At 44.2% G+C, this 23,116-nt stretch carries 23 protein-coding genes and 1 riboswitch; of the genes, 7 read left to right on the top strand and 16 right to left on the bottom strand.

Going from position 1 to position 23,116, the window contains the following annotated elements:
- Window positions 1-6: 6 nt before the first annotated feature.
- Window positions 7-999 (bottom strand): LysR family transcriptional regulator, encoded by a 993-nt coding sequence (locus tag ACVS9P_RS04295; protein ID WP_452104401.1) that lies wholly within the window; start codon window positions 997-999, stop codon window positions 7-9.
- A 297-nt stretch (window positions 1,000-1,296) separates the two neighbouring features.
- On the opposite strand from ACVS9P_RS04295, the gene glsA reads away from it, so the two are divergent.
- Window positions 1,297-2,238 carry a glutaminase A gene (gene glsA / locus ACVS9P_RS04290; RefSeq protein WP_452104400.1) on the top strand — a complete coding sequence of 314 codons (942 nt, stop codon included), beginning with the start codon at window positions 1,297-1,299 and terminating at the stop codon, window positions 2,236-2,238.
- 40 nt (window positions 2,239-2,278) lie between these two features.
- Complete coding sequence (locus ACVS9P_RS04285) at window positions 2,279-3,718, top strand: alanine/glycine:cation symporter family protein (RefSeq protein WP_452104399.1); 1,440 nt, start codon at window positions 2,279-2,281, stop codon at window positions 3,716-3,718.
- A 51-nt stretch (window positions 3,719-3,769) separates the two neighbouring features.
- On the opposite strand, the gene ACVS9P_RS04280 is transcribed toward ACVS9P_RS04285, so the two are convergent.
- Entirely contained in the window at window positions 3,770-5,035 is a 1,266-nt protein-coding gene (locus ACVS9P_RS04280) for an FAD-dependent oxidoreductase (RefSeq protein WP_452104398.1), read from the bottom strand.
- A 163-nt stretch (window positions 5,036-5,198) separates the two neighbouring features.
- Between ACVS9P_RS04280 and ACVS9P_RS04275 the strand changes: the two genes are divergently transcribed.
- Complete coding sequence (locus ACVS9P_RS04275; protein ID WP_452104667.1) at window positions 5,199-5,783, top strand: uracil-DNA glycosylase; 585 nt, start codon at window positions 5,199-5,201, stop codon at window positions 5,781-5,783.
- A gap of 58 nt (window positions 5,784-5,841) precedes the next feature.
- Here the strand turns inward: ACVS9P_RS04275 and ACVS9P_RS04270 are convergent, their stop codons facing one another.
- Window positions 5,842-6,324 carry a divergent PAP2 family protein gene (locus ACVS9P_RS04270; protein ID WP_452104397.1) on the bottom strand — a complete coding sequence of 161 codons (483 nt, stop codon included), beginning with the start codon at window positions 6,322-6,324 and terminating at the stop codon, window positions 5,842-5,844.
- A gap of 113 nt (window positions 6,325-6,437) precedes the next feature.
- Window positions 6,438-6,555, top strand: a riboswitch (TPP riboswitch).
- Between the two features lie 91 nt (window positions 6,556-6,646).
- On the opposite strand from ACVS9P_RS04270, the gene ACVS9P_RS04265 reads away from it, so the two are divergent.
- Genes ACVS9P_RS04265 through ACVS9P_RS04250 form a run of 4 tightly spaced genes read left to right on the top strand, consistent with a single transcriptional unit; the run spans window position 6,647 to window position 9,524 of the window.
- Complete coding sequence (locus ACVS9P_RS04265) at window positions 6,647-6,949, top strand: thiamine-binding protein (RefSeq protein WP_452104396.1); 303 nt, start codon at window positions 6,647-6,649, stop codon at window positions 6,947-6,949.
- A complete protein-coding gene (locus ACVS9P_RS04260) occupies window positions 6,918-7,703 on the top strand; it encodes an ABC transporter permease (protein WP_452104395.1) in 786 nt (261 codons plus the stop codon). Before ACVS9P_RS04265 ends, ACVS9P_RS04260 begins: the two co-directional genes overlap by 32 nt.
- Window positions 7,704-7,713: 10 nt before the next feature.
- On the top strand, window positions 7,714-8,766 hold the full coding sequence (locus ACVS9P_RS04255; RefSeq protein WP_452104394.1) for an ABC transporter substrate-binding protein: 1,053 nt from the start codon (window positions 7,714-7,716) through the stop codon (window positions 8,764-8,766).
- A complete protein-coding gene (locus ACVS9P_RS04250) occupies window positions 8,763-9,524 on the top strand; it encodes an ABC transporter ATP-binding protein (RefSeq protein WP_452104393.1) in 762 nt (253 codons plus the stop codon). The genes ACVS9P_RS04255 and ACVS9P_RS04250 overlap by 4 nt, the downstream gene beginning before the upstream one ends.
- 51 nt (window positions 9,525-9,575) lie before the next feature.
- Here the strand turns inward: ACVS9P_RS04250 and ACVS9P_RS04245 are convergent, their stop codons facing one another.
- The 13 genes from ACVS9P_RS04245 to glmM form a co-directional block, all read right to left on the bottom strand.
- Complete coding sequence (locus tag ACVS9P_RS04245) at window positions 9,576-10,688, bottom strand: hypothetical protein (RefSeq protein ID WP_452104392.1); 1,113 nt, start codon at window positions 10,686-10,688, stop codon at window positions 9,576-9,578.
- A 2-nt stretch (window positions 10,689-10,690) separates the two neighbouring features.
- Window positions 10,691-11,260, bottom strand: a complete 570-nt coding sequence (locus tag ACVS9P_RS04240; RefSeq protein WP_452104391.1) for a hydrolase — start codon at window positions 11,258-11,260, stop codon at window positions 10,691-10,693.
- A gap of 11 nt (window positions 11,261-11,271) precedes the next feature.
- A complete protein-coding gene (locus ACVS9P_RS04235) occupies window positions 11,272-12,450 on the bottom strand; it encodes a MalY/PatB family protein (RefSeq protein ID WP_452104390.1) in 1,179 nt (392 codons plus the stop codon).
- Window positions 12,451-12,588: 138 nt separating this feature from the next.
- Window positions 12,589-14,883 (bottom strand): AAA family ATPase, encoded by a 2,295-nt coding sequence (locus ACVS9P_RS04230; protein ID WP_452104389.1) that lies wholly within the window; start codon window positions 14,881-14,883, stop codon window positions 12,589-12,591.
- Between the two features lie 111 nt (window positions 14,884-14,994).
- Window positions 14,995-15,612: a CDP-alcohol phosphatidyltransferase family protein gene (locus ACVS9P_RS04225; protein WP_452104388.1), complete on the bottom strand. Its 618-nt coding sequence runs from the start codon at window positions 15,610-15,612 to the stop codon at window positions 14,995-14,997.
- Window positions 15,609-16,142: a CvpA family protein gene (locus ACVS9P_RS04220; protein ID WP_452104387.1), complete on the bottom strand. Its 534-nt coding sequence runs from the start codon at window positions 16,140-16,142 to the stop codon at window positions 15,609-15,611. Before ACVS9P_RS04220 ends, ACVS9P_RS04225 begins: the two co-directional genes overlap by 4 nt.
- A 30-nt stretch (window positions 16,143-16,172) precedes the next feature.
- The gene (locus ACVS9P_RS04215) at window positions 16,173-17,441 is read right to left on the bottom strand and encodes a DUF5711 family protein (protein ID WP_452104386.1); all 1,269 of its coding nucleotides are present in this window, start codon (window positions 17,439-17,441) and stop codon (window positions 16,173-16,175) included.
- Complete coding sequence (truA, locus tag ACVS9P_RS04210) at window positions 17,438-18,196, bottom strand: tRNA pseudouridine(38-40) synthase TruA (RefSeq protein WP_452104385.1); 759 nt, start codon at window positions 18,194-18,196, stop codon at window positions 17,438-17,440. Before truA ends, ACVS9P_RS04215 begins: the two co-directional genes overlap by 4 nt.
- 111 nt (window positions 18,197-18,307) lie before the next feature.
- A complete protein-coding gene (locus ACVS9P_RS04205; RefSeq protein WP_452104384.1) occupies window positions 18,308-19,123 on the bottom strand; it encodes an energy-coupling factor transporter transmembrane component T family protein in 816 nt (271 codons plus the stop codon).
- Window positions 19,120-19,983, bottom strand: coding sequence for an energy-coupling factor transporter ATPase (locus tag ACVS9P_RS04200; RefSeq protein ID WP_452104383.1), 864 nt, complete (start codon window positions 19,981-19,983; stop codon window positions 19,120-19,122). The genes ACVS9P_RS04205 and ACVS9P_RS04200 overlap by 4 nt, the downstream gene beginning before the upstream one ends.
- Entirely contained in the window at window positions 19,983-20,837 is an 855-nt protein-coding gene (locus ACVS9P_RS04195; protein ID WP_452104382.1) for an energy-coupling factor transporter ATPase, read from the bottom strand. The genes ACVS9P_RS04200 and ACVS9P_RS04195 overlap by 1 nt, the downstream gene beginning before the upstream one ends.
- Before the next feature lie 59 nt (window positions 20,838-20,896).
- Window positions 20,897-21,757, bottom strand: a complete 861-nt coding sequence (locus ACVS9P_RS04190) for a class I SAM-dependent methyltransferase (protein ID WP_452104381.1) — start codon at window positions 21,755-21,757, stop codon at window positions 20,897-20,899.
- On the bottom strand, window positions 21,757-23,106 hold the full coding sequence (glmM, locus tag ACVS9P_RS04185; RefSeq protein WP_452104380.1) for a phosphoglucosamine mutase: 1,350 nt from the start codon (window positions 23,104-23,106) through the stop codon (window positions 21,757-21,759). The genes ACVS9P_RS04190 and glmM overlap by 1 nt, the downstream gene beginning before the upstream one ends.
- Window positions 23,107-23,116: the final 10 nt, after the last annotated feature.

The following is a 23,116-nucleotide window of genomic DNA, read 5'->3' as shown; positions in this document are numbered from 1 at the left end:
ATGCTTTTATACGGGTTTTTCCAACTGACGGACAAAAGCTGCCGGTCTTTTATTTATCTGTTCGGCTTCTTTCGCCTGCAACACATGATAATGCTTGATCAACAACTCTACAAACTCTTTTTCTGCTGCCGTTAACTCCGATTTTTCCTTGTAGATCACGCCAAATCGAAGACATTCGTTACACCCTAAAAGAGGGATGGAAACCACCTGATAGCGAGAATCCTGTTGTTCAAATTCTGTAATGCCTATCGTAAAAAAATTACTCTCAGAAATTAGGCTCATCTGCTCTGCACGATCATTTACATAAACAATTTTTGGTGACTCGTTTAAATCCAAATGAAGATTCTGCGTTGTAATTCGATAAATAAAGTCTTCAAATTGGCCAATATAGCGAACAAATCCATATTGTTTCAATGCTGAAAGGTCGATCAACTCATGATTTTGAAGAAGCTCATGACTGCGTGACAGACAAATAGACGGCTGAAAAAGCGCCAGTGGAACAAAATGAAGTCCCGCTTCGAAAAATTGTTTTTGTTTTGCTGAAGATTCACGAGAAGCAAAATGGATCACCCCTACATTTGATTTTCCTTCCATTACATTTTCAATCACATTCATTTCCGCATCTTCTTTTAAATAAAAAGAAAAGTTTTTCTCATTCTGATGCTTTCTGCAAATCTGATTAAAACATTCGGCCGTATGTGAAAAACGAGTCATAGAAACATTAAGGGTACTCTTTTCCGATTTAGAGGAATCCGAAAACGTTTTTAGCCGCTCAAGTTCTTTTAAAATGATTTTACAGTGATCCAAAAAATGTTCTCCATCCGGTGTTAGAGAGCAGCCTTTTCGAGTTCTGTAAAAAAGCTGCACACCAGCCTCTTGTTCGATTTCCTTAATAATATGGCTCAAATGAGGCTGTGAAATATAGAGCAGTTTAGCCGCCTGATTAATCGAACCGTTCTGTGCGACTTTTTCAAAATACTCTAGATATTTAATTTCCAAAGTGCAAAGCCCCCTAATTTTTTTAATTTATTCTTAATTTTAATTTATAAAATTAAGAATATTATCTTTATTAGTTTATTAAATTCCGTATTATTTATATCATATTTCCACTTTTTCGTAAAGCAAATCATAGTTTTTTGTATGATTACATGGATTTTACTTCCAGTTTCTGTTGATTTTTTCTATATCATCCTCCGATAGTTCTATTCGGAATTCGAATAATCAGGCTTCATTAAATTATGTTATAGTATTAATATACATTAATTAATAAATGATTTCGGGGTGATTTTTATTAAAATGAAACAATTATTAGAAAATTCGCTAAGAAGCGCTGTTTTATATGGTCAGCATTACCTTGCAAACGGAAAGGTCGCATCCTACATTCCGGAATTAGCAAAGGCTGATCTACATCAATTAGGACTTTGCCTAATTACGAGAGAAAAAGAAATTTATCACGCGGGCGACTGGTTAGTCCCCTTTACCATGCAAAGTATTTCAAAAACTTTTTCTTTAATTGCGGCACTCCAAACAGCCGGATACCAAAAAGTTTTTAGTAAAGTAGGCATGGAACCTACCGGTGATGGATTTGACAGCATTGTCCAGTTGGAAACCAAGCAGTTAATCCCTTTTAATCCTATGATTAATGCTGGTGCAATCGTCACTGTTAGCTGTATTGACAGCAAAGATCCCGTGAAAGAATTTTTGGATTTGGTACATAAGCTATGCGCAAACAACGAAATTAAAATAAATGAAGCTACCTATTTGTCAGAAAAAAAAGCCGGCATGCGCAACCGTTCCATTGCCTATCTTTTGGAAAGTGACCACATCCTCGAGGGAGATCCCGAAATCATTTTGGATCATTATTTTAAGATGTGTTCGGTTTCTGTTACGACAAAAGATCTCGCTCATTATGCTTGGGTTTTAGCAAACGATGGGCTTGATCCCAACACAGGAGAACAGTTGATCGAAGGGTGGATCGTACGGATCGTAAAAACTTTGATGATGACTTGCGGCATGTACGACGAATCCGGTGAATTTGCAGTCAAAGCGGGGATTCCCTCAAAAAGTGGAGTAGGAGGTGGAATCGTATCTGCAGCCCCAAATGGAATTGGAATTGCTGCTTTTGGCCCGGCACTCAATAAGAAAGGAAATAGTGTCGGCGGTACACATATGATCGAATACTTATCCAAGGAACTTAATCTTCATTATTTTGCAAACCAGTCTTCCATCACAGCATAAAAAGATAGAAAGATAAAAAGATTAAAAGGAGTTGGAAAAATTGGAAGCTATCAGTCAGCAAATCGGGAATATTAATGATTTTCTCTACGGGTACATTTTAATTGCACTTTTAATTTTCGGCGGCATCTTTTTTTCAATCGCCACACGATTCGTACAATTTCGAAAGTTTAAAGAAGGCAACCGATTATTATTTGAAAAAAGCAACAATGCCCAAGCCGTTTCCGGGTTTCAGGCCCTTATGGTTTCGACCGCTTCCCGTGTAGGTGTCGGCAACATTGCCGGTGTTGCAACAGCAATTGCACTGGGCGGCTCCGGAGCCGTATTCTGGATGTGGGTGACCGCACTGCTCGGTGGTGCAACAGCCTGCATAGAAAGCACCATGGCACAGGTCTATAAAAAGAAAAACAAAGATGGTTCATTCAGCGGCGGCCCCGCTTATTATATTCAAAAAGTTTTTCATAAACGCTGGTTGAGTGTTTTGTTCTCCATTTGTCTAATCGTCACATTCGCTTATGGCTTTGAATGTTTACAGGCAAATTTGATCACTTCTTCTATGGAGCGTTATGTCGGAACCGACCCAACAGCCATTATCATTATCGGTCTGATCATGTCGGCTCTGACAGCATATGCAGTCTTTGGAGGACAGAAAACCATTGCAAAAATCACCGAAGTGATGGTTCCCGTCATGGCTGCTATCTACCTTGTTTTCTGTCTCGTTGTCATCATTACAAATGCTTCGAATCTGCCGGGCGTTTTTTCCAGTATTTTTGCAAATGCTTTCGACTTTAAAACCATTTTTGCAGGATTCTCCGGTTCCGCAATCATGTACGGCGTAAAAAGAGGCCTTTATTCCAATGAAGCCGGCATGGGTTCCGCACCAAACGCTGCCGCTACTGTTGCAACCTCTCACCCCGCAAAACAAGGGTTTGTACAAATGCTGGCAGTCTATATCGATACCATTCTGATTTGCAGTGCAACCGCCCTGATGGTTTTAAGTACCGGTGTTTCCACAAAAGGTGAATCGGCACTTCCTCTGGTACAAAAAGCGGTCGGTTCTCAATTTGGAGAACTCGGAATCTTAATTATCACAGTCTCCATTTTCTTTTTTGCATTCAGCACCATTATCGGAAATTATTATTATACAGAATCCAATGTCCTTTATATTTTGCAAAGACCAACTAATTTTAAATTGTTCCGCACCAGCATTGTAGTTGGCGTTTTTATTGGTTGTATCATGGATACCAGCCTTGCATGGAATATTGCCGATTTTACAATGTGTCTGATGGCCATTTTAAATGTACCGGCATTGCTCTGCATGACTCGTAAATATCTGCATGTCCTTTCTGATTATGAAAATCAGAGAAAACAAGGCAAAAATCCTGTTTTCTATGCAAAAGATGCGGGGATTGATGATGCCGATTATTGGGAATATTCTGATCTCTCCGATGAAACGGAAGTTCCCGCAGTAAAAACATCCTGAGCTCCTTAATTCAAAGAAATGGTGTCCGATAAAATATCGGACACCATTTCTTTATTTTGCAAAAATATTTTCCATCTCTGCTTGAGCGACACGCTCTTTAATTGCGGCAATATTTGTCGTATAAATTCCTTTTTCTTTCATACGCTGAAACAAAACTGAACCCGAAAAAGTATACCTTTTTCGAATTCCTTCCGGTGTTTGCATCTGTTCCCTCACAAAATGAATCGCATCTCCAACTGCAGTTGATTCCGGCAAAGTAAGCAATTTCTGCTTTTTAGCGAACCGTACTGCATTAAAGCCTGCCAACGTTCCTGTTACGATCGCCTCCGTGTGTCCAACTAAAAGTCCTACCTTTTCTCCAGCACAAAATAGATTTTCCATACCCTCTACTTTGAGTGTATCATCCCGCGGAGCCATTTCAAAAAAGCGCATGGAATTTGCACGGCCTCCGGCATATGGATCCTCATACTGCGCATTCGAAAGTCCAGGAATCTGATGAAGACGCTGTAAATTAAAATAGGGCGTCATCAATTTTACATGTCCTGTATCAAGCAGAATCAAATTTTTTGCGAATTCCGGTTGTGCATATTGTTGACAGCTTTTGATAGAAAGATGATTTTCGATCAGTTCTGGTGGAATTGGAATTATTGCGACCCCTTTTTGATTCAGCGTCTCAACTATTTTTGGAGAAAGTGATTCTTTTAATAGCTTACAGGAACCGCTCATAGCACCGAACGTACCATCTTCCTTTTGTCCACAGATTTCCTTAATTCCACAGAGACCGGTCAAGCTAACCCTGCCGCCAAAACTGGGGCAGCGCAAAACACACATAGCACAGCCGTTCCCGTATTTTCCGCAATTCTGCATTGGCCCCGCTGTTCCAGTTGCATCCACAAAAGCGTCTCCAGAAATTCTTGTTCCATCCATAAGCTCCACTGCCATTAAGCTGTTTTCTTTTTTCTCCACTTTGGATACACGCGCTTGGAATCGAACTTCTACGTTCAAGCTTTTTAAATACCGCTCTACAGCCCCGGGCATTTTTCCAACATCATAAATACTTGCATGCTCATGGCCAGGAAAGGAAACATTACGGTGTCTGCAGTGCTGATCAATTAAACAAAACAGTTCCCCACCACCCATGGCGATCATTTCTTCTTCTGCAGTATAACGTCCGTTATTTCGCATAATTCCGCCGACTAAACCGGTTCCCAAAAGCATATCGGTACGTTCTAATAAAACTGTTTCAGCTCCCATTTTAGCTGCGCGTACAGCAGCAGCACACCCTGCCCATCCGCCACCGACAATCACGATTTTCATCTTTTCATTCCTCACTTTCTTACTTTTTTAGCTTTTACTTGTTTTTATCTGTTATTTTTGACGACTCTCATTTAAAAATACGTCCTAAAAATTTCTTTTATGTGTCGCTTCCTTTCCCTTTATGTTATAATAAAAATACAATAAACAGACGGAGGCAATCATGATGTATGAAAATTGGGAAACGTTAAAATCCGCCTGCCTCGAATGCCAAAAATGTGATCTCTGTAAAGGGCGCACCAATCTGGTCTTCGGAGTCGGAAACCCGGAATCGAAGATTTTGTTTGTCGGAGAAGGCCCCGGCGAGCAAGAAGATTTAAAAGGGGAACCATTCGTCGGCCGCAGCGGACAACTTCTAGATAAATATCTTGACGCCGTAGGACTCGACCGCCATAAAAACATCTATATTGCAAACATTGTAAAATGTCGCCCACCAAAGAACCGCGATCCTCTGCCGGAAGAACAAGATGCTTGTATTTCATGGCTGCGCAATCAAACTGCTCTGATGCGTCCGAAAATTCTTGTCTGCCTCGGCAGAATCGCTGGACAAAAAATCATCAATCCAAATCTTCGCATTACAAAAGAGCATGGGCAATGGACTCAGAAAGGCGACATGTGGATGACTGCTACGTTGCACCCGGCGGCGCTTCTGCGCGATCCCAGAAAAAAGGCGGACGCTTTTGAGGATTTCCTTGCAATTCGAAAAAAAATGGAAGAACTCAAATTGATTGAGCCAATGAATAATCAATGATTTTAAAAAAGACTTCTCTGTACATCTCGCATTTGAGACATACAAAGAAGTCTTTTTCTTATGCCAAATGAAAAACATCCAGGCATAAAAAGGCAATCAAAACACCCAATACAAGCCCTGCAAGGACTTCTCTGGGTCGATGTCCCAAAGAAGTATCCATTTCTTCAATCCGCAGCAAATTCTTTTTTCGCCCCTCGGTCAATGCAGGATCCGCAAGAAGACACTCTTTCATAATGTTAATTGCCTCTGCATGACGGCCAGCCGCCCAGCGAACACCCATTGCATCATAAATGACAACACAGCCAAAACAAGTTAAAACCGCAAATATCGGCGAGCTAAATCCAAATAGCCTCCACGCCGTATAAACGATACTGCCGACAAAAGCAGAATGTGCGCTAGGCATTCCGCCTGCCGCAAGCATTTGATGCCAATTATAAAAACGGTTCTGTATATAAAAACGAATCGTTTTTATCAGTTGCGCTATTAACCAAGAAAGTACACCAATATTGATGAGCGGATTGCTCACAACTGTTCTCAGCATTTCGCCCTCGCTTTCTCTTTCTATCTCACACTCTCGTATCTTTTAGTTTACTACAGAATACTTTTTCGGTCAAGAAATTTGACAAAATGAAATTCTATTGTTATAATGTGCCTGAATCAAAGCAGGGGTGCTCCGTCCGAAAAAATCGGACGATGCTGAGAGTGGACACAGTCCACAACCCTTTTGCCTGATCCGGATAATACCGGCGGAGGTAGCATTTTATCAAGATTTCACCGTCCGCGCAGGAATTTTCTCTGCACGGGCGGTTTTTTTGATTCTGCTTTCCGTTTTATATCCGAACAAAATAAAAGGAGTGAAACGTATGAAATTTCCCGCAAGTGTCGCTATTCAAGTGCTTCCAAATGTAGATTCCGATGAAGAGGTGGTTCGTATTGTTGATGAGGTGATCGCCTATATCAAAAGTACTGGGGTCTCTTATTATGTCGGCCCATTTGAAACCACCATCGAGGGTAACTATGAAGACCTCATGGAAATCGTTAAAAATTGTCAGTATATTGCCATCAAAGCAGGCTGCCCGCAGGTTGCCTCCTACGTTAAAATTGCCTACAAACCGGAAGGCGGGGTGCTGACGATTGCACAAAAAGTGGACAAATATCACAAATAAGCTGGCATCTCCTCTGCTGCTTATTCTGCTGATTTTACTTTGGCAAGCGGCCGTTGATCTTCGTTGGATTCCGCGATACCTTTTGCCAAGTCCTACCGACGTAATCGCCGCTTTCTTTTCTGATTTTTCCAATCTAATGATACAGGCCGGTTTCACCTTACAGGAAACTTTTTTGGGAATGCTGATTGGGGTATGCCTTGCCTTTCTGACTGCAGTTGCAATGGATCGGTTTGAATTTTTTTATCACGCATTATATCCGATTCTAGTCATTACACAAACCATTCCAACCATTGCGATTGCTCCGCTTCTGCTGATCTGGATGGGATTTGGAATCGCACCGAAAGTCGTCTTAGTCGTGATCGTCTGCTATTTTCCGATCTCTGTCTCTCTTTTAGACGGATTTCGTTCTGTCGATCCAGATACGGTCCGCTTAATGAAAACCATGGGCAGCTCTCGCTTACAAATTTTTCGCTATGTCAAATTTCCCGCAAGCCTAAGCCGCTTTTTTGCCGGACTGCGAATTAGTACGACTTACGCGATGGTCAGTGCAGTCGTTGCAGAATGGCTGGGCGGCACAAACGGTTTAGGAGTCTATATGACCCGCGTTCGCAAAGCCTATGCTTATAACAACATGTTTGCTGTTATTTTACTTACCAGTATCATTAGCCTACTTTTAATGAAGGCCGTTGATCTTCTGCAAAAGTTCTGCATGCCTTGGGAAAAATCTGAAAAGCAATCTTCAAAAACCAATTAAGGAGTTAAATATGAAATTAAGAAAAATTGCAGCCTGTTTTTTAGCACTATCCATTCCTTTTGGGATAGCCGGCTGCGGCAGTACACAAGCTTCCTCTTCCAACACGGCAGTTTCTTCTCAGACTGCCTCTCAAACGCAGGATCCGGAAAAAATTACGTTTGTTCTTGATTGGACTCCGAACACCAACCATACCGGAATCTATGCCGCACAAAAGCTCGGCTACTTTGCCGACGAAGGTTTGGACGTTGAAATAGAACAGCCTCCGGAAGACGGTGCAGTTTCTTTGGTCGGCTCCGGAAAAGCACAGTTTGGTGTAGGATTTCAGGATTCCGATATTGCCCCTGCTTTAGCTGCCGATACTCCTGTCCCAATTACTGCTGTTGCCGCGCTGATTCAGCACAACACCAGTGGAATCATTTCTTTAAAAAGCAAGGGAATCACTTCTCCAAAAGAGATGGAAGGTCATACTTATGCTACTTGGGATACCCCGGTAGAAAAAGCCATGGTCAATTACATCATTCAAAAAGACGGCGGCGATGCAACAAAACTCAAAATGGTCCCTTGTGGAAACAGTTTTGATGCTGTTGCAGCCATTCAGTCCAATGTTGATACTGCATGGGTTTATTATGCGTGGGATGGTCTTTCTGCTAAAGTGCAAGGAGTCGAAACAAACTATTTTGCATTTAAAGATATTGACCCGGTATTTGATTGTTATACCCCTGTTTTAATTGCCAACAATGATTTTCTTAAGAAAGAGCCCGAAACGGCAAAAAAATTTCTCTCTGCCGTACAAAAAGGGTATCAATATGCAATCGATCATCCAGATGATGCTGCAGAAATTTTGATGGACGCAGCACCGGAGCTTCGCAGCAATGAAGCTTTAGTCAAAGAGAGTCAAGAATGGCTTGCTTCAAAATACCAAGATGACGCCCCTCAATGGGGAACCATCGATGCTTCCCGTTGGAATGGCTTTTATAAATGGCTCTATGATAATCAGCTGCTTTCAAAAGAAATTCCTGCTGGAGAGGGCTTCTCCAATGACTATCTGCCGAACGAAAAATGAGTAAATCATTTCTTTTAAAAGCGGAAAATCTCTCACAGGAATTTTCCGGCACAACGATTTTTAAAGAGGTAAATCTCTATCTGGCAGAAGGCGAACTTATCTGCCTGCTTGGTGTTTCCGGCGCTGGAAAAACCACTCTGTTTAATATTCTATCCGGTCTTGAAATGCCAAAAAGCGGTCATGTCTTTCTGCGCGAAAAAGAGATCACGGGGGAAGCCGGGCACCTTGCTTATATGCTGCAAAAAGATCTGCTTCTTCCCTATCGCACGGTGCTTGATAACGCAGCACTACCTCTCTTAATCCGAGGCGAAACAAAAGCACAAGCCAGAGAAAAAGCAGCCGCATTTTTTCCGGAGTTTGGGATTTCCGGTACGGAAAACAAATGGCCCTCTCAACTTTCCGGCGGGATGCGGCAGCGGGTCGCCCTTTTAAGGACCTATCTTTCAAATGACGAAGCTGCCCTTTTAGACGAACCATTTTCAGCTCTAGATACAATTACCAAAAGTGCCATTCATCACTGGTACCTGAATGTGATGGAAAAGATCAAACTTTCCACCATCTTTATCACCCATGATATTAACGAAGCAATTCTTCTTTCCGACCGCATTTATATTCTTTCCGGTACACCATCGACTATTACCGCCGAAATAAAAATTGCTGAGCCACGTCCACGTTCCAGTGATTTTCCTCTGACTTCTACATTTTTAGATTACAAAAAGCAAATCTTATCATTATTAAAGCTCAACGGAGCATCATAAAAAAGGAAGCCGACAGAACAACTATTCTGTCGGCTTCCTTTTTGTCTATTGTTATTTCAAATTTATTCCATGCCTTCGAACCGCTTTGGTAATCCCGTCGATCTCATCCTGCAAGAACAAAAACGCTTCATTTGGGGAACTACTTCTGATTGCCTGCGCCACTGCTCTTCTTAGCGGTTCGGACAAAGTTTCCTCATAGAGCATGCATCCTCTTTCTAAAAGGCCGCCCGATGTTGCATGATGTTTGATGTTTAAAATCAGTTTTTCTCTTGATTCCAGCTGTACATTCAATAAATTCATCTCATAAGACAAGTGATTGATTCGTTCAGCCTCTTCCAACGGAATCGAAAGCTCCTGTTTCGCCGTATACTGGCAAAGCCCGGAAAACCATGCATTCTCCATTGAATTAAGAAAATAGCGTGCCCAATTTGGTAAGCCGTCTTCTCCGCACGGATAGACGGACTTTAGTGCATTCGCTTCTCTTTTACGATGATAGAACCGCACTGCAGAACCGATTTCCTGGGTGGAAATCTGCTGCCCACATTCTTGTGCCGCATCACAGATATCCATAGCTGCATTACTCCAAAGATGGCTGCTGATTTTAACCGCCAAAAGTGAAATAACATCGTGGTCATTGAGGAAAAAGACCTCTCCTGTCTTCGAAAGCAAAGTCTGCACTCTCTGCCGAAAATCCTCCCCCGCGTTCTGAGAAAGAGAGACAAAACTTGCGCCCAAAGCACCTGCTTCTACGCCGGCGATTGGTTCCGCCATGCTGGGCATGATCTTTGCAGCAGAAATTGGAAGCTCTAATTTTTTAGAAAACCAATCTGCAGAAAGTCCCGGAATTGCAGAAACAATTTCCGGCAAAGGTAAATTCTGTTTTGACCGCTCTTTACAATACGGAAAAATTGTATTTTCCGCAAGCTCTTTTGCCTGATCCGGTGGAGGAGAAAAGATAATCATCTGCGGTTGAAATTGCTCCAAAACCTCGCGGCCGTTTCCTGCGCTCACAGGAAAAGGAAGCTCCTTTTCGCGCTGTTCCAGATTTTCGAAGTTGCCTTTTACTGCACGTACCTCTTTCGAAAGGTCAGAAGTCAATAATTGATATCCGGGGATCAGGTAATCTCCACCAAGAAATCCCGCCCCAATAATAACGATCTTCATCTTTACAGATCCGGAATGGTCTCTTTTAGACTCTTCATGGCAAGAAGCGTCTTTGAGATCAATTCATCCATCGTCCAGCCTAGCATTTCGGCACCTTTTCGAATAACATCCCGAGAACAGCCGGCTGCAAACTTTACATCTTTAAACTTTTTCTTGACGGATTTCGGTTCCATATCCATAATGCTGCGGCTGGGTCTCACAAGAGCAACCGCACCGATCAAGCCTGTCAGCTCATCGACCGCATAAAGTACCTTTTCCATCATCAATTTAGGCTCAATATCAACACGGATTCCCCATCCATGACTCGCCGTTGCACGAATCAATGCCGGATCCAAATCCAATTCTTTCATGAGTTCCTGACTCTTCACGCAATGTTCTTCCGGCCAGCGCTCAAAATCCAAATCATGAAGCATCCCCACAGCACGCCAAAAATCCACCCGTTCTGGGTCGTATTCCTTTGCAAAATATCCCATGACTCCTGAAACGATTTCCCCGTGCCGCAAATGAAACGCATCTTGATTGTACTTTTCCAAAATCTTTCTGGCCTCATCAACCGTTGGTACATAAGGCATAAAAACCCCTCCTAATTTAATCCATCGATTGCCCATTTCAAACGATCCATCGCTACTTCCAGGACGGAACGCGGACAAGCAATGTTTATTCTCTGAAAGCCCTCTCCGCCCTGTCCGAAGATTGGACCGTCATCCAACCACAACCGTGCTTTCTTTATAATGAAATTATCTAATTCAGATGGAGAAAACTTCAATGCACGAAAATCAAGCCAAAGCAAATAGGTGCCTTCCGGCTCAATGAGATGAATTTGCGGCAGCTTTTCGGCAAGATATTTCCGCACAAAATCAAGATTTTCTTTGAGATAGGAAGACAACTCTTTGAGCCACAGGTCGCCATACCGATAAGCAGCCTCACAGGCGATCGTGCCCAACTGATTTGGCCCCACATAGCCTGTCTTTCTGATTTCTTCTCTGAGCTTTTTTCTCAAGGACTCATTCGGAGCGAACAGATTGCTCACCTGTAGCCCTGCAAGATTAAAGGTTTTGCTGGGCGCCGTACAGAGAATACAATTCTGCGCAAAAGTTTCACTTAGCGATGGGAACATGATATGAGAAAATCCCGGATAAGTAAAATCGCAGTGAATCTCGTCTGATACGACTAATACTTGATGTGCAAGGCAGATCTGCCCCATCCGCATTAATTCTTCCCTTTTCCAGACACGCCCAACTGGATTGTGCGGACTGCAGAGAAGAAAAAGCTTTACATTGTTTTTTACAATCTTTTCTTCAAAATCTTTAAAATCAATCTCGTAATGCCCATTATGAAGGCACAATTCATTGATAACAAGCTTTCTACCGTTATTAACAACAACTTTTCCAAATGGATCATAAACAGGCTGCTGAATCAAAACAGAATCCCCCGGTTCGGTAAATGCTCTTACCGAAGCAGAAAGTCCGAACACAACGCCCGGCGAAAAGACCAGCCACTCCGCTTTTGCGCAGAATCCATGATGCTTAAGGAACCAGTTGGAAACCGCTTCCATGTAAAGCTCTTTTGGCTGTGTATAACCAAAAACGCCATAATCACAAGCTTTATGCAATGCTTCCCGAACTTCCGGTGGTGAAGGAAAATCCATATCTGCCACCCACATTGGAAGTGCATCCTGTGGTTTCCCCAATTCCCGGGCAAAATCGTATTTGATGGAATTGCTTCCTCTCCGATCGACCACTTGATCAAAATGGTAATTCATAAACGATTGCTCCCTTTTCATTTTTGGGATTGTTCCTTAACAATTCTTCTGTCTTTCTATATTAGCACCTGGTTTTCGATTGTCAAGAAAAGAGCCGACAATTCCATTTTTAATTGGTCTTGTCGGCTCTTAATTTCTTTATTTTAGAATATTCAGTTTGATTCCGTTTTCGTCGGTCGTCAAGGCAACTCCGGTCAATGTCACATCACCGGAATCAATAATTACCGCTGCCAAACGGTCTTCCACCTCTTTGCGAATCAGATTACGCAGGTCTCGTGCACCACTCTTTTTCCCATGAGCGTGCTCCGCAAGCCAGCGGGTCGCTTTTTCATCATAGGTGAAAATAGTCCCACGTTCCTTGAGTGTTCCAATATATTCATTCAGCATTAGAGCAGCAATTTTTTGAAAATCATCTACACTCAGCTGACGGAAAACAATAATCTCATCTACACGGCTGAGGAATTCCGGACGCAAAAAGTCAGAAAGTCCCTTCATTGCACGTTCGCGGGTAATCTCCTGATCGCTTCTAGCAAAGCCAAGGCTGCCTTCTTTTAAATTGCTGCCGGCGTTACTAGTCATCACGATCACAGTATTCTCAAAATTGACCGTACGGCCGTGCGCATCTGTAATCCGTCCTTCATCAAGGATCTGCAGCAGAATGTTCATCACGTCTGGGTGTGCTTTTTCAATTTCATCAAAAAGGAGCACGCTATAAGGACGACGACGAACCTTTTCTGTAACCTGTCCGGCCTCATCATAACCCACATATCCCGGAGGAGAACCGATAATGCGGGAAACACTATGCTTTTCCATAAATTCGCTCATATCAAGACGAATCAGCGTTTCTGGCGTATCAAACAGTTCCTGTGACAAAACCTTGACCAGTTCTGTCTTTCCAACGCCTGTTGGCCCTACAAAGATAAAACTTGCCGGGCGGCGGCGAGGACTCAGCTGAACTCTGCTGCGGCAGATTGCATCAGAAAGCGCCTTAACGGCTTCTTCTTGACCAATCACCTTCTGATTCAGTGTCTCATCAAGATGCGCAAGCTTTTTCAGCTCATTTTCACGAATACGGCTGGCAGGAATTCCGGTCCAAAGCTCAATTACTTTTGCAAGATCTGCTTCCTCTACCGGTGCTCCCAAAGCAAATGGCGCCAACTGTACTTCTTTTTGCTCTAATTTAGAGATCTCCGTACGGACTTCGGCCAGCTTTTTATAATCCGGCTCTGCCCCTTCGGCAGTCAGTGTCTCTTCTTCTTTGCGCAGATCATCCAGCCGCTCCGAGGTTCTATCGTATTCCTCCATCGGCTTATTCCGCAGTGCTGCGCAGGCACAGCTTTCGTCCAAAAGGTCGATTGCCTTATCCGGCAGAAAACGATCCGTAATATAACGTTCCGAAAGTACAACTGCTCTGCGGCACAAGTCGTCGCTGACTCTTACACGGTGAAAGTTCTCATAATAGGATTTAATGCCTTTGAGCACTTCGGTTGCTTCCTTCGTAGAAGGCTCTGCAATCGTTACCGGCTGAAAACGGCGCTCTAAAGCCGTATCTTTTTCGATATGCTTACGGTACTCTGTAAAAGTAGTCGCACCGATTACCTGAATCTCTCCACGAGAAAGTGCAGGCTTTAAAATATTGGCAGCGTTCATACTGCCCTCGGCATCTCCTGTACCAACAAGATTATGCACCTCGTCAATAAAGAGAATAATATTGCCTTCTGCCTTGACCTCATCGATCAATCCTTTAATTCGGCTCTCAAACTGGCCTCGGAATTGTGTGCCCGCTACCAGCGCAGTCAAATCCAACAGATGAATTTCTTTTTTCCGCAGTCTTGCAGGTACATCTCCAGAAGCAATTCTCAAGGCAAGCCCTTCTGCAACGGCTGTCTTGCCTACACCAGGCTCACCAATCAGGCATGGATTGTTCTTTGTCCGGCGGGACAAAATCTGAATAACACGGGCAATTTCTTTATCTCTGCCAACAATGGCATCAATTTGGTTTGCCCGCGCTTTAGCGGTCAAATCGGTACAATAGGCATTCAGGTACTTCCGCTTACTCTTTGGTTTTTCCCTTTTCTCTTTTTGTCCCGTTCTCGCACCGTTCCCATTAGAAGATGAATCGTCCTGATTTCCGGATGAACCGGCATGAAAAACATTTTGCAGAAAATTCGGGAAAGTTGCCGCACCGCCCGGGGTAAACGAATCGTCACCGTCTTCCCCATCGGTATCTTCGGGATTCATAAGTGCACCCCATTCGTTTTCCATTGCTTCCATCTGTTCCTCGGTAATTCCCATCTTATTCATCAGGTCATCAACCTGTTTGATCCCAAGTTCTTTCGCACAAACCAGGCACAGTCCCTGCGTATCATTGGAATCCGCTGACTGTGAAACAAAGACCACTGCCGGCCGCTTATGGCATCTAGAACATAACATACTTATTCACCACTCCTCTCAGCAGTTAATTTATTATAATCCCTCATGAACGCCGAAATATCAATAAATTTTGAATATTTCGTATTCTTTTCAAATCAAATGTAAATTTTTTTAATCTTTTCGGTCTGATGTAATTTGTTTATCCATCACCTCATTGATATCCAAACGGTTCTCCGGATCATCGCTTCTAAGGATCGAAAGGAAAATGACAAAATAACGAATCAACGCATAAATCATAAAGGATGCCGTAATGCTGAGCAAAACGACCGTAAGTGTCATATTCTCAATATCCCAGATTCTCATAGCCACAATCGTAACAAAAGAAATATAAAACAGAATGGTTGCAATTTTTCCATACCATTTGGAACCACAGGGCTTTTTTCTCTTTTTGATCAGGACCAGCGCCGCGATCACCATGCCAGCTTCCTTGATAATAAAAATCAGGAAGAAAGGGAGCAAAATTGGATACTGAATTGCAAGACAAAGGGCAACCGAGCCTTGCGTCAGTTTATCCGAAAGAGGATCCAGCATTTTTCCAAGCTCTGTAAATTGGTTAAAATGGCGCGCTACAAAGCCATCTAATGCATCCGTAATACCGGAAATGATCAAAACCACGACCGCTGGAATATACTGTTTGTTCACATAAAAAATAACAAACGGAATAATCAAAATCATTCGCAAAACTGTTAAAGCATTTGGAATATTCAGATTTTTATTATGGTACGTCATATTTTCTCTCTCATCTCTTTCTGCCATTCCATCGCATTTTGGTAAACAAATAAAAATGGATTTTTCTCCTCTACAAATTGATAAACAGAAGATTGGGTAACCATTTCAGGCTGAAATTGCGGAATTTGTTTTTCTGCTTCTGGAATCCAAAAGTTTGCCAACGCGCAAATCAAAAGGATCAACACGCCGCCTTGCAGCGCACCAAAAACGCCGCCTAAAATTCGATTTAAAAGCTTCAGCCCCGGAAGATGGACAAGCGCCGTTAAAATGCGCATCACGGCACTCCCAATAATCAGCAGTACCAAAAACGAGATTCCAATTACCACCATGTGGTGAATCATCATATCCTCTGGGGAAGCTGCCGGCTGGTCTCCGATCCATACCATTACCATAGAACCAACGGAAGGAGCCAAAAGTGACGCCAACAATATGCTGACCAAGCCGGAAACTGAATGCAAAAAGCCTTGCCGGATTCCTGTTATTGCGAATAAAAGGAAAAGAATCAACATAATTCCATCAAATACCGTCAAAAGATCGATCTCCTTTCTTGGTTCGAAGCCTTAGGAAACTCCGGAAGAAGCTGTTGAAGACTGAAACGTCTCACAGTTCACTTCGGAAACGCCTAATAAATAGACCTGCTTTTCGGAACTGAGCGCGATTGCCCGCATATCGCTCTTGGTATCACAGGAGCCTGTCTGTGTCCCTCTGGATACAGAATAGGCGCAAACCTGTCCATCCAAAAGAGCGGCTAATGTATCGCCATAAAGTGAAACTGCCGTCACCCGAGAATTAACATCAATGCTGCTCTCTTGGGTTCCCTGATTTGAAAGCGTCACAAGCTTGACCACTGAAGCATTCTCAAAAGAGGAAAGACAAAGTGCCGCCCGATTCTGATCGAGTGCAGCGCAAACCAATTTTGCGCCCTGATAATCATAGTTGGCAATTTCTTTTCCTTTTTCAGACATCACGACAGTACGAGTATCTCCAACTGCAGTAATGCTGCCGTTTTGATAGGAGACTTTTGTAAACACCGTATTGGGATAAGTACCCACAGGAGTAACGGAATCGGTACTATTAAAATCGAGCAGATAAAAGTTGCTCTGCAAAACGCCATTATTCACAGTGACCGTTGTGACCACTGCGCGGTTTCCCTCCTCATTAAGCGCAATCGCCGTGGGATAAGCGTCAGAAAACCAATAGTGATAAGCTTCTTTATTATCTTTAGTATAAGCGGTTAGTTTTCCGCAATACCCGGAGTCTTCCAGAATCAGCGCATAAGCTCCATTCGAAGCGAGGGCCGCTGCTACAATATTTTGAGAAGCGGTATCAGAAACCAGCGTCTTAATCTGATTCTCTATCCGATATCCTTTTCCTCCCTGATTATAAACTAAGACCTTTTGTCCCTTTGCAAGCATCACCGGATTAGAAAAGCCATGTTTTCGGCTGAAAATTTGTTTTGCACTGCTGTTAAGGGAAAGAATCGTCGTATTCCCCGTTAAAAGCAGGCGGCCATCTGCCACGCAGAAATTTTCGGCTTCGACCTCGTCCCCATTCAGATTCAGCGGATATCCTTCTCCGACTCCCATTCCCAAAAACTGTGTCTGCACCCAGTCCCCAATATTTTGCGGAGAAAGATTGTCACGATTCATCCAGATTCCTAATCCCACAACCGTAATCATCAAAATCACAATCACACGATATGCCCACTTTGGTACATGGGGAAGCCGTTCTTTTGCTTTTAATTCTTTATCTTTCGCATTCAGCGCACGTTCATCGACAGAGGACGATTCCGAATCGTCTTTTGTCTGCTTGGACGAAAACAGCTTCATCCCATCACTTCCTTCTCATCATAAAATACCCGATTCAAATAAAGCCCCTGCGGCGGCGCAGTAGGTCCTGCCGCTGAGCGATCCTTTGCTTTTAAAATTCTTTCCACCGACTCCGGTGAAAGTTTCCCTTCTCCCACCATGAGCAGCGTTCCAACCATGATTCGAACCATATGATACAAAAACCCATCAGCAGCTACTGTAAAAGTTAAAAAATTCTCTTTTCGCTCAATTTTTGCAGTCGTTACTGTACGAACAAAATCTCCCATTTCTCGCTGATCCAACGTACAAAAAGAAGTAAAATCATGCGGCCCTAAAAAGTATTCTGCGGCTTCCTGCATTTTCTGTTCATCGAGCGGGTACCAGTAATGCAGTGCCCGTCCCCTAAGAAACGGATTGCGAACAGGAGAGGTCCATATTCTATAAATATATTCTTTTCCTTTGCAGGAATACCTTGCATGAAAACTTTTCGGTACTTCTCTGCAGGAAAGCACCGCCACATCCTCCGGTAAAAAATGATTCAATGCAAACGGCAAACGCTGTGCCGGAATTTTGCGCTCCGTTTTGAGCGAAATGCAAAACTCGTTTGCATGCACACCGGAATCTGTTCGGGAACATCCTTTTAATTCCGGCATTTCATGGAGAACATTCTCAAGGGCTTTTTGGAACACTTCCTGCACCGTTACCGCATTCTCCTGAATCTGCCAGCCATGATATTTTGCTCCATCAAAACAGATCCTCAGGAGTAAATTTTGCATAAAAGTGCTCCTTTCTTTAAAAATCAGCAATCTATTTTCACAAACATAAAGAGATATTATATTCTTAAAATATGAATTAAAAATAAAGAAACCAAAAAGTCAGAAAAAAGATTATAGCTGCACCGGCATCATTCCATTAATCAGTAGAATGGCCGTAAGCACAAATGCAGCGCAGATACAAGCTACGACGTCACGTCCGCCCATATGCAGTACCTTCATCTTGGTGCGTCCCTCGCCGCCGTGATAGCAGCGACACTCCATCGCCATGGCAAGATCATAGGCACGGCGAAACGAGCTCACAAAGAGGGGAATCAGCACCGGAATCAGCGCCTTAATCCGCTGCATAAGGCCGCCCGACTCCATATCGGCGCCGCGCGCCTTCTGTGCAGACATGATTTTATCCGTTTCTTCCAGCAAAGTCGGAACAAACCGCAGCGCAATCGTCATCATCATCGCAATTTCATGTACCTTTACATGAAGCACCTTGAGCGGCTTTAAAATACGCTCCAGAGCGTCCGTCAGTTCCGTAGGAGAAGTAGTGAACGTCAAAACAGAACTAAAAAGAATCAGGCTGATAATCCGAACACTGATAAAAATCGCATTGCAGATACCGTTCCAAGTAATCGTCATAAACCCGAAAATCGTGATCAGAGGTTCGCCAGTTCCATAGAAAAGATTCAGAATCGAAGTGAAGATCACAATAAAGATCACGCCTTTGATGCTCTTAAAATAGAGTTTCAGCGGCACACCGGACATCAAAAGGACAATAAAGACCGTTGCTACCAAAAATCCAAGCGACACAAAATTGCGTGCCAGAAAGACATAAACGATCAGGGCAATCGTCAAAACGATCTTAATGCGGGGATCCAATTTATGAATCGGTGATTTCCCCGGGAAATACTGTCCCAATGTAACATCACGCATCATACGGCAGCACCTCCTTTATTGACCAAAGAAAGGAGCTGAGTAACTGCCTGCTCCATTGTTAAAACAGTCTCTACCGGATATCCGTCGGATTTGAGAATAGACATAATCTTCGTAATCTGCGGCACCTTTAGTCCGATTTGTTCCAACCGTTGATCCTGCGCAAAAACATTAGCCGTCTTATCCAACATTTCCAAATGAGACTCGTTCATGACGAGAACCCGGTCGGCGACCCGCGCCACATCTTCCATACTATGAGAAACAAGCAGAATTGTATTATGGCGCTGTGCATGATAGCTTAAAAGCTGACTCAAAAGCACATCTCTGCCGGCAGGGTCCAATCCCGCCGTTGGTTCATCCAAAATCAAAACGTCCGGATCCATGGCAATCACACCGGCGATCGCAACCCGACGTTTTTCGCCTCCGGAAAGTTCAAAGGGGCTTTTCTCCAAAAGTGCATCCGGAAGACCGACAAATTTTGCAGCATTGCGTGCACGCGTTTCGATTTCTGCAGCGGTCAAACCCATATTCCCGGGTCCGAAGCTGATATCTTTGAGTACCGTTTCTTCAAACAGCTGATTTTCGGGATACTGAAACACCATCCCGACTTTAAACCGCACAGCGCGGATTTTCTTCGGTTCTGCCCAGATGTCATGCTCTTCCAGCAAAACCTGTCCGTTCGTTGGCTTAATTAACCCGTTCAAAGTTTGTATCAGCGTACTTTTTCCGCTGCCGGTATGTCCGATTACTCCGATAAATTCACCAGACTCAATCGAAAAGTTCACATTCTGCACCGCAGCTTTTTCAAAAGGAGTCCCTTTGCCATAAACCACAGAAAGATTTTTCACTTCCAGTAATGCCATTAGAGAGCCTCCTTTCTCTTTTTGAGCAGCGGTTCGATGGCCGCTACACAATCTTCAATCGAAAGAACACACTCAGGCATTGGACAGCCCGCTCCGCGCAGCCGAAAGTTTAATTCGGTAGCCTGCGGTACATCGAGCCGATGCTTTTTTAAAAGCTCTACCTGTGAAAAAACCTGTTCCGGCGTACCTTCCGTCAAAATCTTACCGCTGTCCATGACGATCACACGGCCCGCCTGCACCGCTTCATCCATATAATGCGTAATGAGAATAATGGTAATCCCATCTTCCTCATTCAGCTTATGAATGGTATCCATGACTTCCTGCCGACCACGAGGGTCAAGCATAGCAGTAGGCTCGTCCAATACGATACAATCCGGCTCCATTGCAATGATTCCGGCAATCGCGATTCGCTGTTTTTGTCCGCCGGAAAGCTTATATGGTGCATGCGTACGATAATCATACATTTCTACCGCTTTGAGCGCACAATCTACGCGCTCACGAATCACTTTAGAAGGAAGTCCCAAATTTTCCGGTCCAAATGCTACATCTTCTTCTACAATCGATGCAACCAACTGATTGTCCGGATTCTGCTGAACAAGACCTACTTTGCGACGAATCTCAAATTTTTTATCGTCCTCTCTGGTATCCATGCCATCTACGGTCACAGTACCGGAAAGCGGCAGCAGCATCGCATTAAAAAGCTTTGCCATCGTGCTTTTCCCGGAACCGTTATGCCCTAACAGGGCTAAAAACTCACCACGTTCCACAGAAAGGGAAATCCCTTTGAGTACCTCGGGCTCGTCTGCCTCTTCTCCATAGGAAAAGTGGACATTGTCTACTGTGATAAAGCTCATAAAACTCTCCTTGTATACATACCCCAAAAGGGTTACATTACAGTATTATATTTATTTTATTAAGATTCCCAAATTGCCGTACTGCCGCAGGGCAAAACCATTCCGGTCGATGTGACCCGAAGACCAATCTCATCAGCAGAAACTTGTCCGCCGAATCTCGGTTTCATCAAAACACCGAGCAGATACTGCATCACCGCCGGAGAAAGCCCTGACGTATAGGAATTAAGCAGGAAAAATAGAGGCTTTTCGCTTAAAATCGGCAGGCACTGCAAAACCAGAGGATAAAGCTGTTCTTCCAATTTCCAGACTTCTCCGCCCGGTCCTCGGCCATAAGAAGGCGGGTCCATAATGATTCCATCATAGTGATGTCCGCGTCTTTCTTCCCGCTCCACAAACTTTGTACAATCATCAACGAGCCAGCGTACCGGTTTATCAGCAAGCCCGCTTGCTTCCGCATTTTCCTTTGCCCACTGAACCATACCGCGGCTTGCGTCTACATGGGTAACCGCAGCGCCCGCCTGCATACAAGCGAGGGTCGCGGCACCCGTATAGCCGAACAGGTTCAGCACTTTGATCGGGCGTCCCGCATTTCTGATCTTTTCTGCGGCAAAATCCCAGTTGACCGCCTGCTCCGGAAAAATTCCCGTATGCTTAAAGCCCATCATTTTGAGTCGGAAAGTAAGCTCATTTCGGCGGATACTCCAAACAGCCGGAACCTTGTGAAAAGTTTCCCAGTGCCCGCCGCCGGAAGAAGAACGCACATATCGCGCCGCCGCCTGTTTCCATCGAGGATCTTTTTTCGGCGTATTCCAGATGATCTGCGGATCCGGCCGGATCAAAAGCACATCGCCCCAACGCTCCAGCCGTTCCCCACCGGAAGTATCCAGCAGTTCATAGTCCTGCCACTGTGACGCGCGCATCAGCTCAACCGCTCCCGAATCACATCTGCAACGGAATTTGCAAGTGCTTCGATATAGGAAGGATCTTCTCCTTCGATCATCACGCGCAAAAGCGGCTCTGTACCGGAAGGCCGCACTACGACCCGTCCAGAATTCCCCAGTTTCTTTTTTGCGGCTTCGATTTCTTCTTTGACTTCATTATCGGTATAAAAGCGCAGTTTTCCTTCCGCTGCGACCTCTACGTTGACCATGACCTGCGGATAACGAGTCATCAAAGTTGCAAGGGAACTGAGCTTTGCATTGCGGCGCCTAACAAGCGACAAAAGCTGTGTAGCGGTCAGCTGTCCGTCTCCGGTAGTGGCAAAATCAAGGAAGATCACATGGCCGCTTTGCTCGCCGCCAAAATTATAGCCTTCCTGCTGCATTTCTTCGAGCACATAGCGGTCTCCAACCTTTGTGGAGCAAAAGTGCATGCCGTTTTCCTCGCAGAAGCGCTTAAAGCCCATATTTGTCATAATGGTACCGACAATCGTATCACGGTTTAATTTGCCGCGGGATTTCATATCGGCGCCGCAAATAGCCATGACAAAATCGCCGTCCACCAGCTGTCCTTTATCATCGACCGCCAAGCACCGATCGGCATCTCCATCAAAGGCCACCCCGGCATCCAGCTGATGTTCTTTAACATACAGCATCAAATTTTCCATATGAGTAGAGCCGCAGTTGTCATTTACATTGACTCCGTCCGGTTTGTCAGACAGCATATGGCATTCTGCGCCGAGCTCTGTAAAGAGCAGCTCTGCTGTGCGAGAAGCAGCGCCATTGGCACAATCGATTGCAATTTTCATGCCGTCAAGAGAAAACGGAACTGCACTTTTAATGTGATCTACATAATCTCTGACTACATTGGGGGCAGTTGAAACACAACCGACATTGCCGCGAATCGGCGTCGGCGGTATCTGAGCCTTGTCGAGAACAATCGCTTCAATTTGTTCCTCCAGTGCATCAGGCAGTTTATAACCGTCACCGGAAAAGATTTTGATTCCATTAAACTCACAGGGATTATGGCTGGCAGTCAACATCACCCCGGCGTCCGCCTTATATTTCCCAACGAGAAATGCCACCGCGGGAGTCGGCACAACACCAAGCTGAACCACATTGGCCCCCACACTGCAGAGCCCTGCGGTCATTGCCGCTTCCAGCATATCGGAAGACCGGCGGGTATCCTTGCCGATCAAAATTTTGGGATGGCGGTGTGTACTGTCGGTCAGCACCATTGCTGCGGCGCGCCCAATTTGAAGTGCCATTTCGCAGGTCAGTTCGCTATTCGCGACCCCGCGCACACCATCTGTTCCAAATAATCTTCCCATCGTTTCTTAC

This window comes from Caproicibacterium sp. NSD3 (assembly GCF_053613275.1).
This window is presented reverse-complemented; position numbering and strand designations above follow the sequence as displayed.

What these genes read in the sequence shown, in the direction of transcription:
- glsA (WP_452104400.1), top strand. Translation starts at nt 1,297, where the DNA reads ATGAAACAATTATTAGAAAATTCGCTAAGAAGCGCTGTTTTATATGGT.
- ACVS9P_RS04280 (WP_452104398.1), bottom strand. Translation starts at nt 5,035, where the DNA reads ATGAAAATCGTGATTGTCGGTGGCGGATGGGCAGGGTGTGCTGCTGCT.
- ACVS9P_RS04275 (WP_452104667.1), top strand. Translation starts at nt 5,199, where the DNA reads ATGTATGAAAATTGGGAAACGTTAAAATCCGCCTGCCTCGAATGCCAA.
- ACVS9P_RS04270 (WP_452104397.1), bottom strand. Translation starts at nt 6,324, where the DNA reads ATGCTGAGAACAGTTGTGAGCAATCCGCTCATCAATATTGGTGTACTT.
- ACVS9P_RS04265 (WP_452104396.1), top strand. Translation starts at nt 6,647, where the DNA reads ATGAAATTTCCCGCAAGTGTCGCTATTCAAGTGCTTCCAAATGTAGAT.
- ACVS9P_RS04255 (WP_452104394.1), top strand. Translation starts at nt 7,714, where the DNA reads ATGAAATTAAGAAAAATTGCAGCCTGTTTTTTAGCACTATCCATTCCT.
- ACVS9P_RS04250 (WP_452104393.1), top strand. Translation starts at nt 8,763, where the DNA reads ATGAGTAAATCATTTCTTTTAAAAGCGGAAAATCTCTCACAGGAATTT.
- ACVS9P_RS04245 (WP_452104392.1), bottom strand. Translation starts at nt 10,688, where the DNA reads ATGAAGATCGTTATTATTGGGGCGGGATTTCTTGGTGGAGATTACCTG.
- ACVS9P_RS04240 (WP_452104391.1), bottom strand. Translation starts at nt 11,260, where the DNA reads ATGCCTTATGTACCAACGGTTGATGAGGCCAGAAAGATTTTGGAAAAG.
- ACVS9P_RS04235 (WP_452104390.1), bottom strand. Translation starts at nt 12,450, where the DNA reads ATGAATTACCATTTTGATCAAGTGGTCGATCGGAGAGGAAGCAATTCC.
- ACVS9P_RS04230 (WP_452104389.1), bottom strand. Translation starts at nt 14,883, where the DNA reads ATGTTATGTTCTAGATGCCATAAGCGGCCGGCAGTGGTCTTTGTTTCA.
- ACVS9P_RS04225 (WP_452104388.1), bottom strand. Translation starts at nt 15,612, where the DNA reads ATGACGTACCATAATAAAAATCTGAATATTCCAAATGCTTTAACAGTT.
- ACVS9P_RS04215 (WP_452104386.1), bottom strand. Translation starts at nt 17,441, where the DNA reads ATGAAGCTGTTTTCGTCCAAGCAGACAAAAGACGATTCGGAATCGTCC.
- truA (WP_452104385.1), bottom strand. Translation starts at nt 18,196, where the DNA reads ATGCAAAATTTACTCCTGAGGATCTGTTTTGATGGAGCAAAATATCAT.
- ACVS9P_RS04205 (WP_452104384.1), bottom strand. Translation starts at nt 19,123, where the DNA reads ATGATGCGTGATGTTACATTGGGACAGTATTTCCCGGGGAAATCACCG.
- ACVS9P_RS04200 (WP_452104383.1), bottom strand. Translation starts at nt 19,983, where the DNA reads ATGGCATTACTGGAAGTGAAAAATCTTTCTGTGGTTTATGGCAAAGGG.
- ACVS9P_RS04195 (WP_452104382.1), bottom strand. Translation starts at nt 20,837, where the DNA reads ATGAGCTTTATCACAGTAGACAATGTCCACTTTTCCTATGGAGAAGAG.
- ACVS9P_RS04190 (WP_452104381.1), bottom strand. Translation starts at nt 21,757, where the DNA reads ATGCGCGCGTCACAGTGGCAGGACTATGAACTGCTGGATACTTCCGGT.
- glmM (WP_452104380.1), bottom strand. Translation starts at nt 23,106, where the DNA reads ATGGGAAGATTATTTGGAACAGATGGTGTGCGCGGGGTCGCGAATAGC.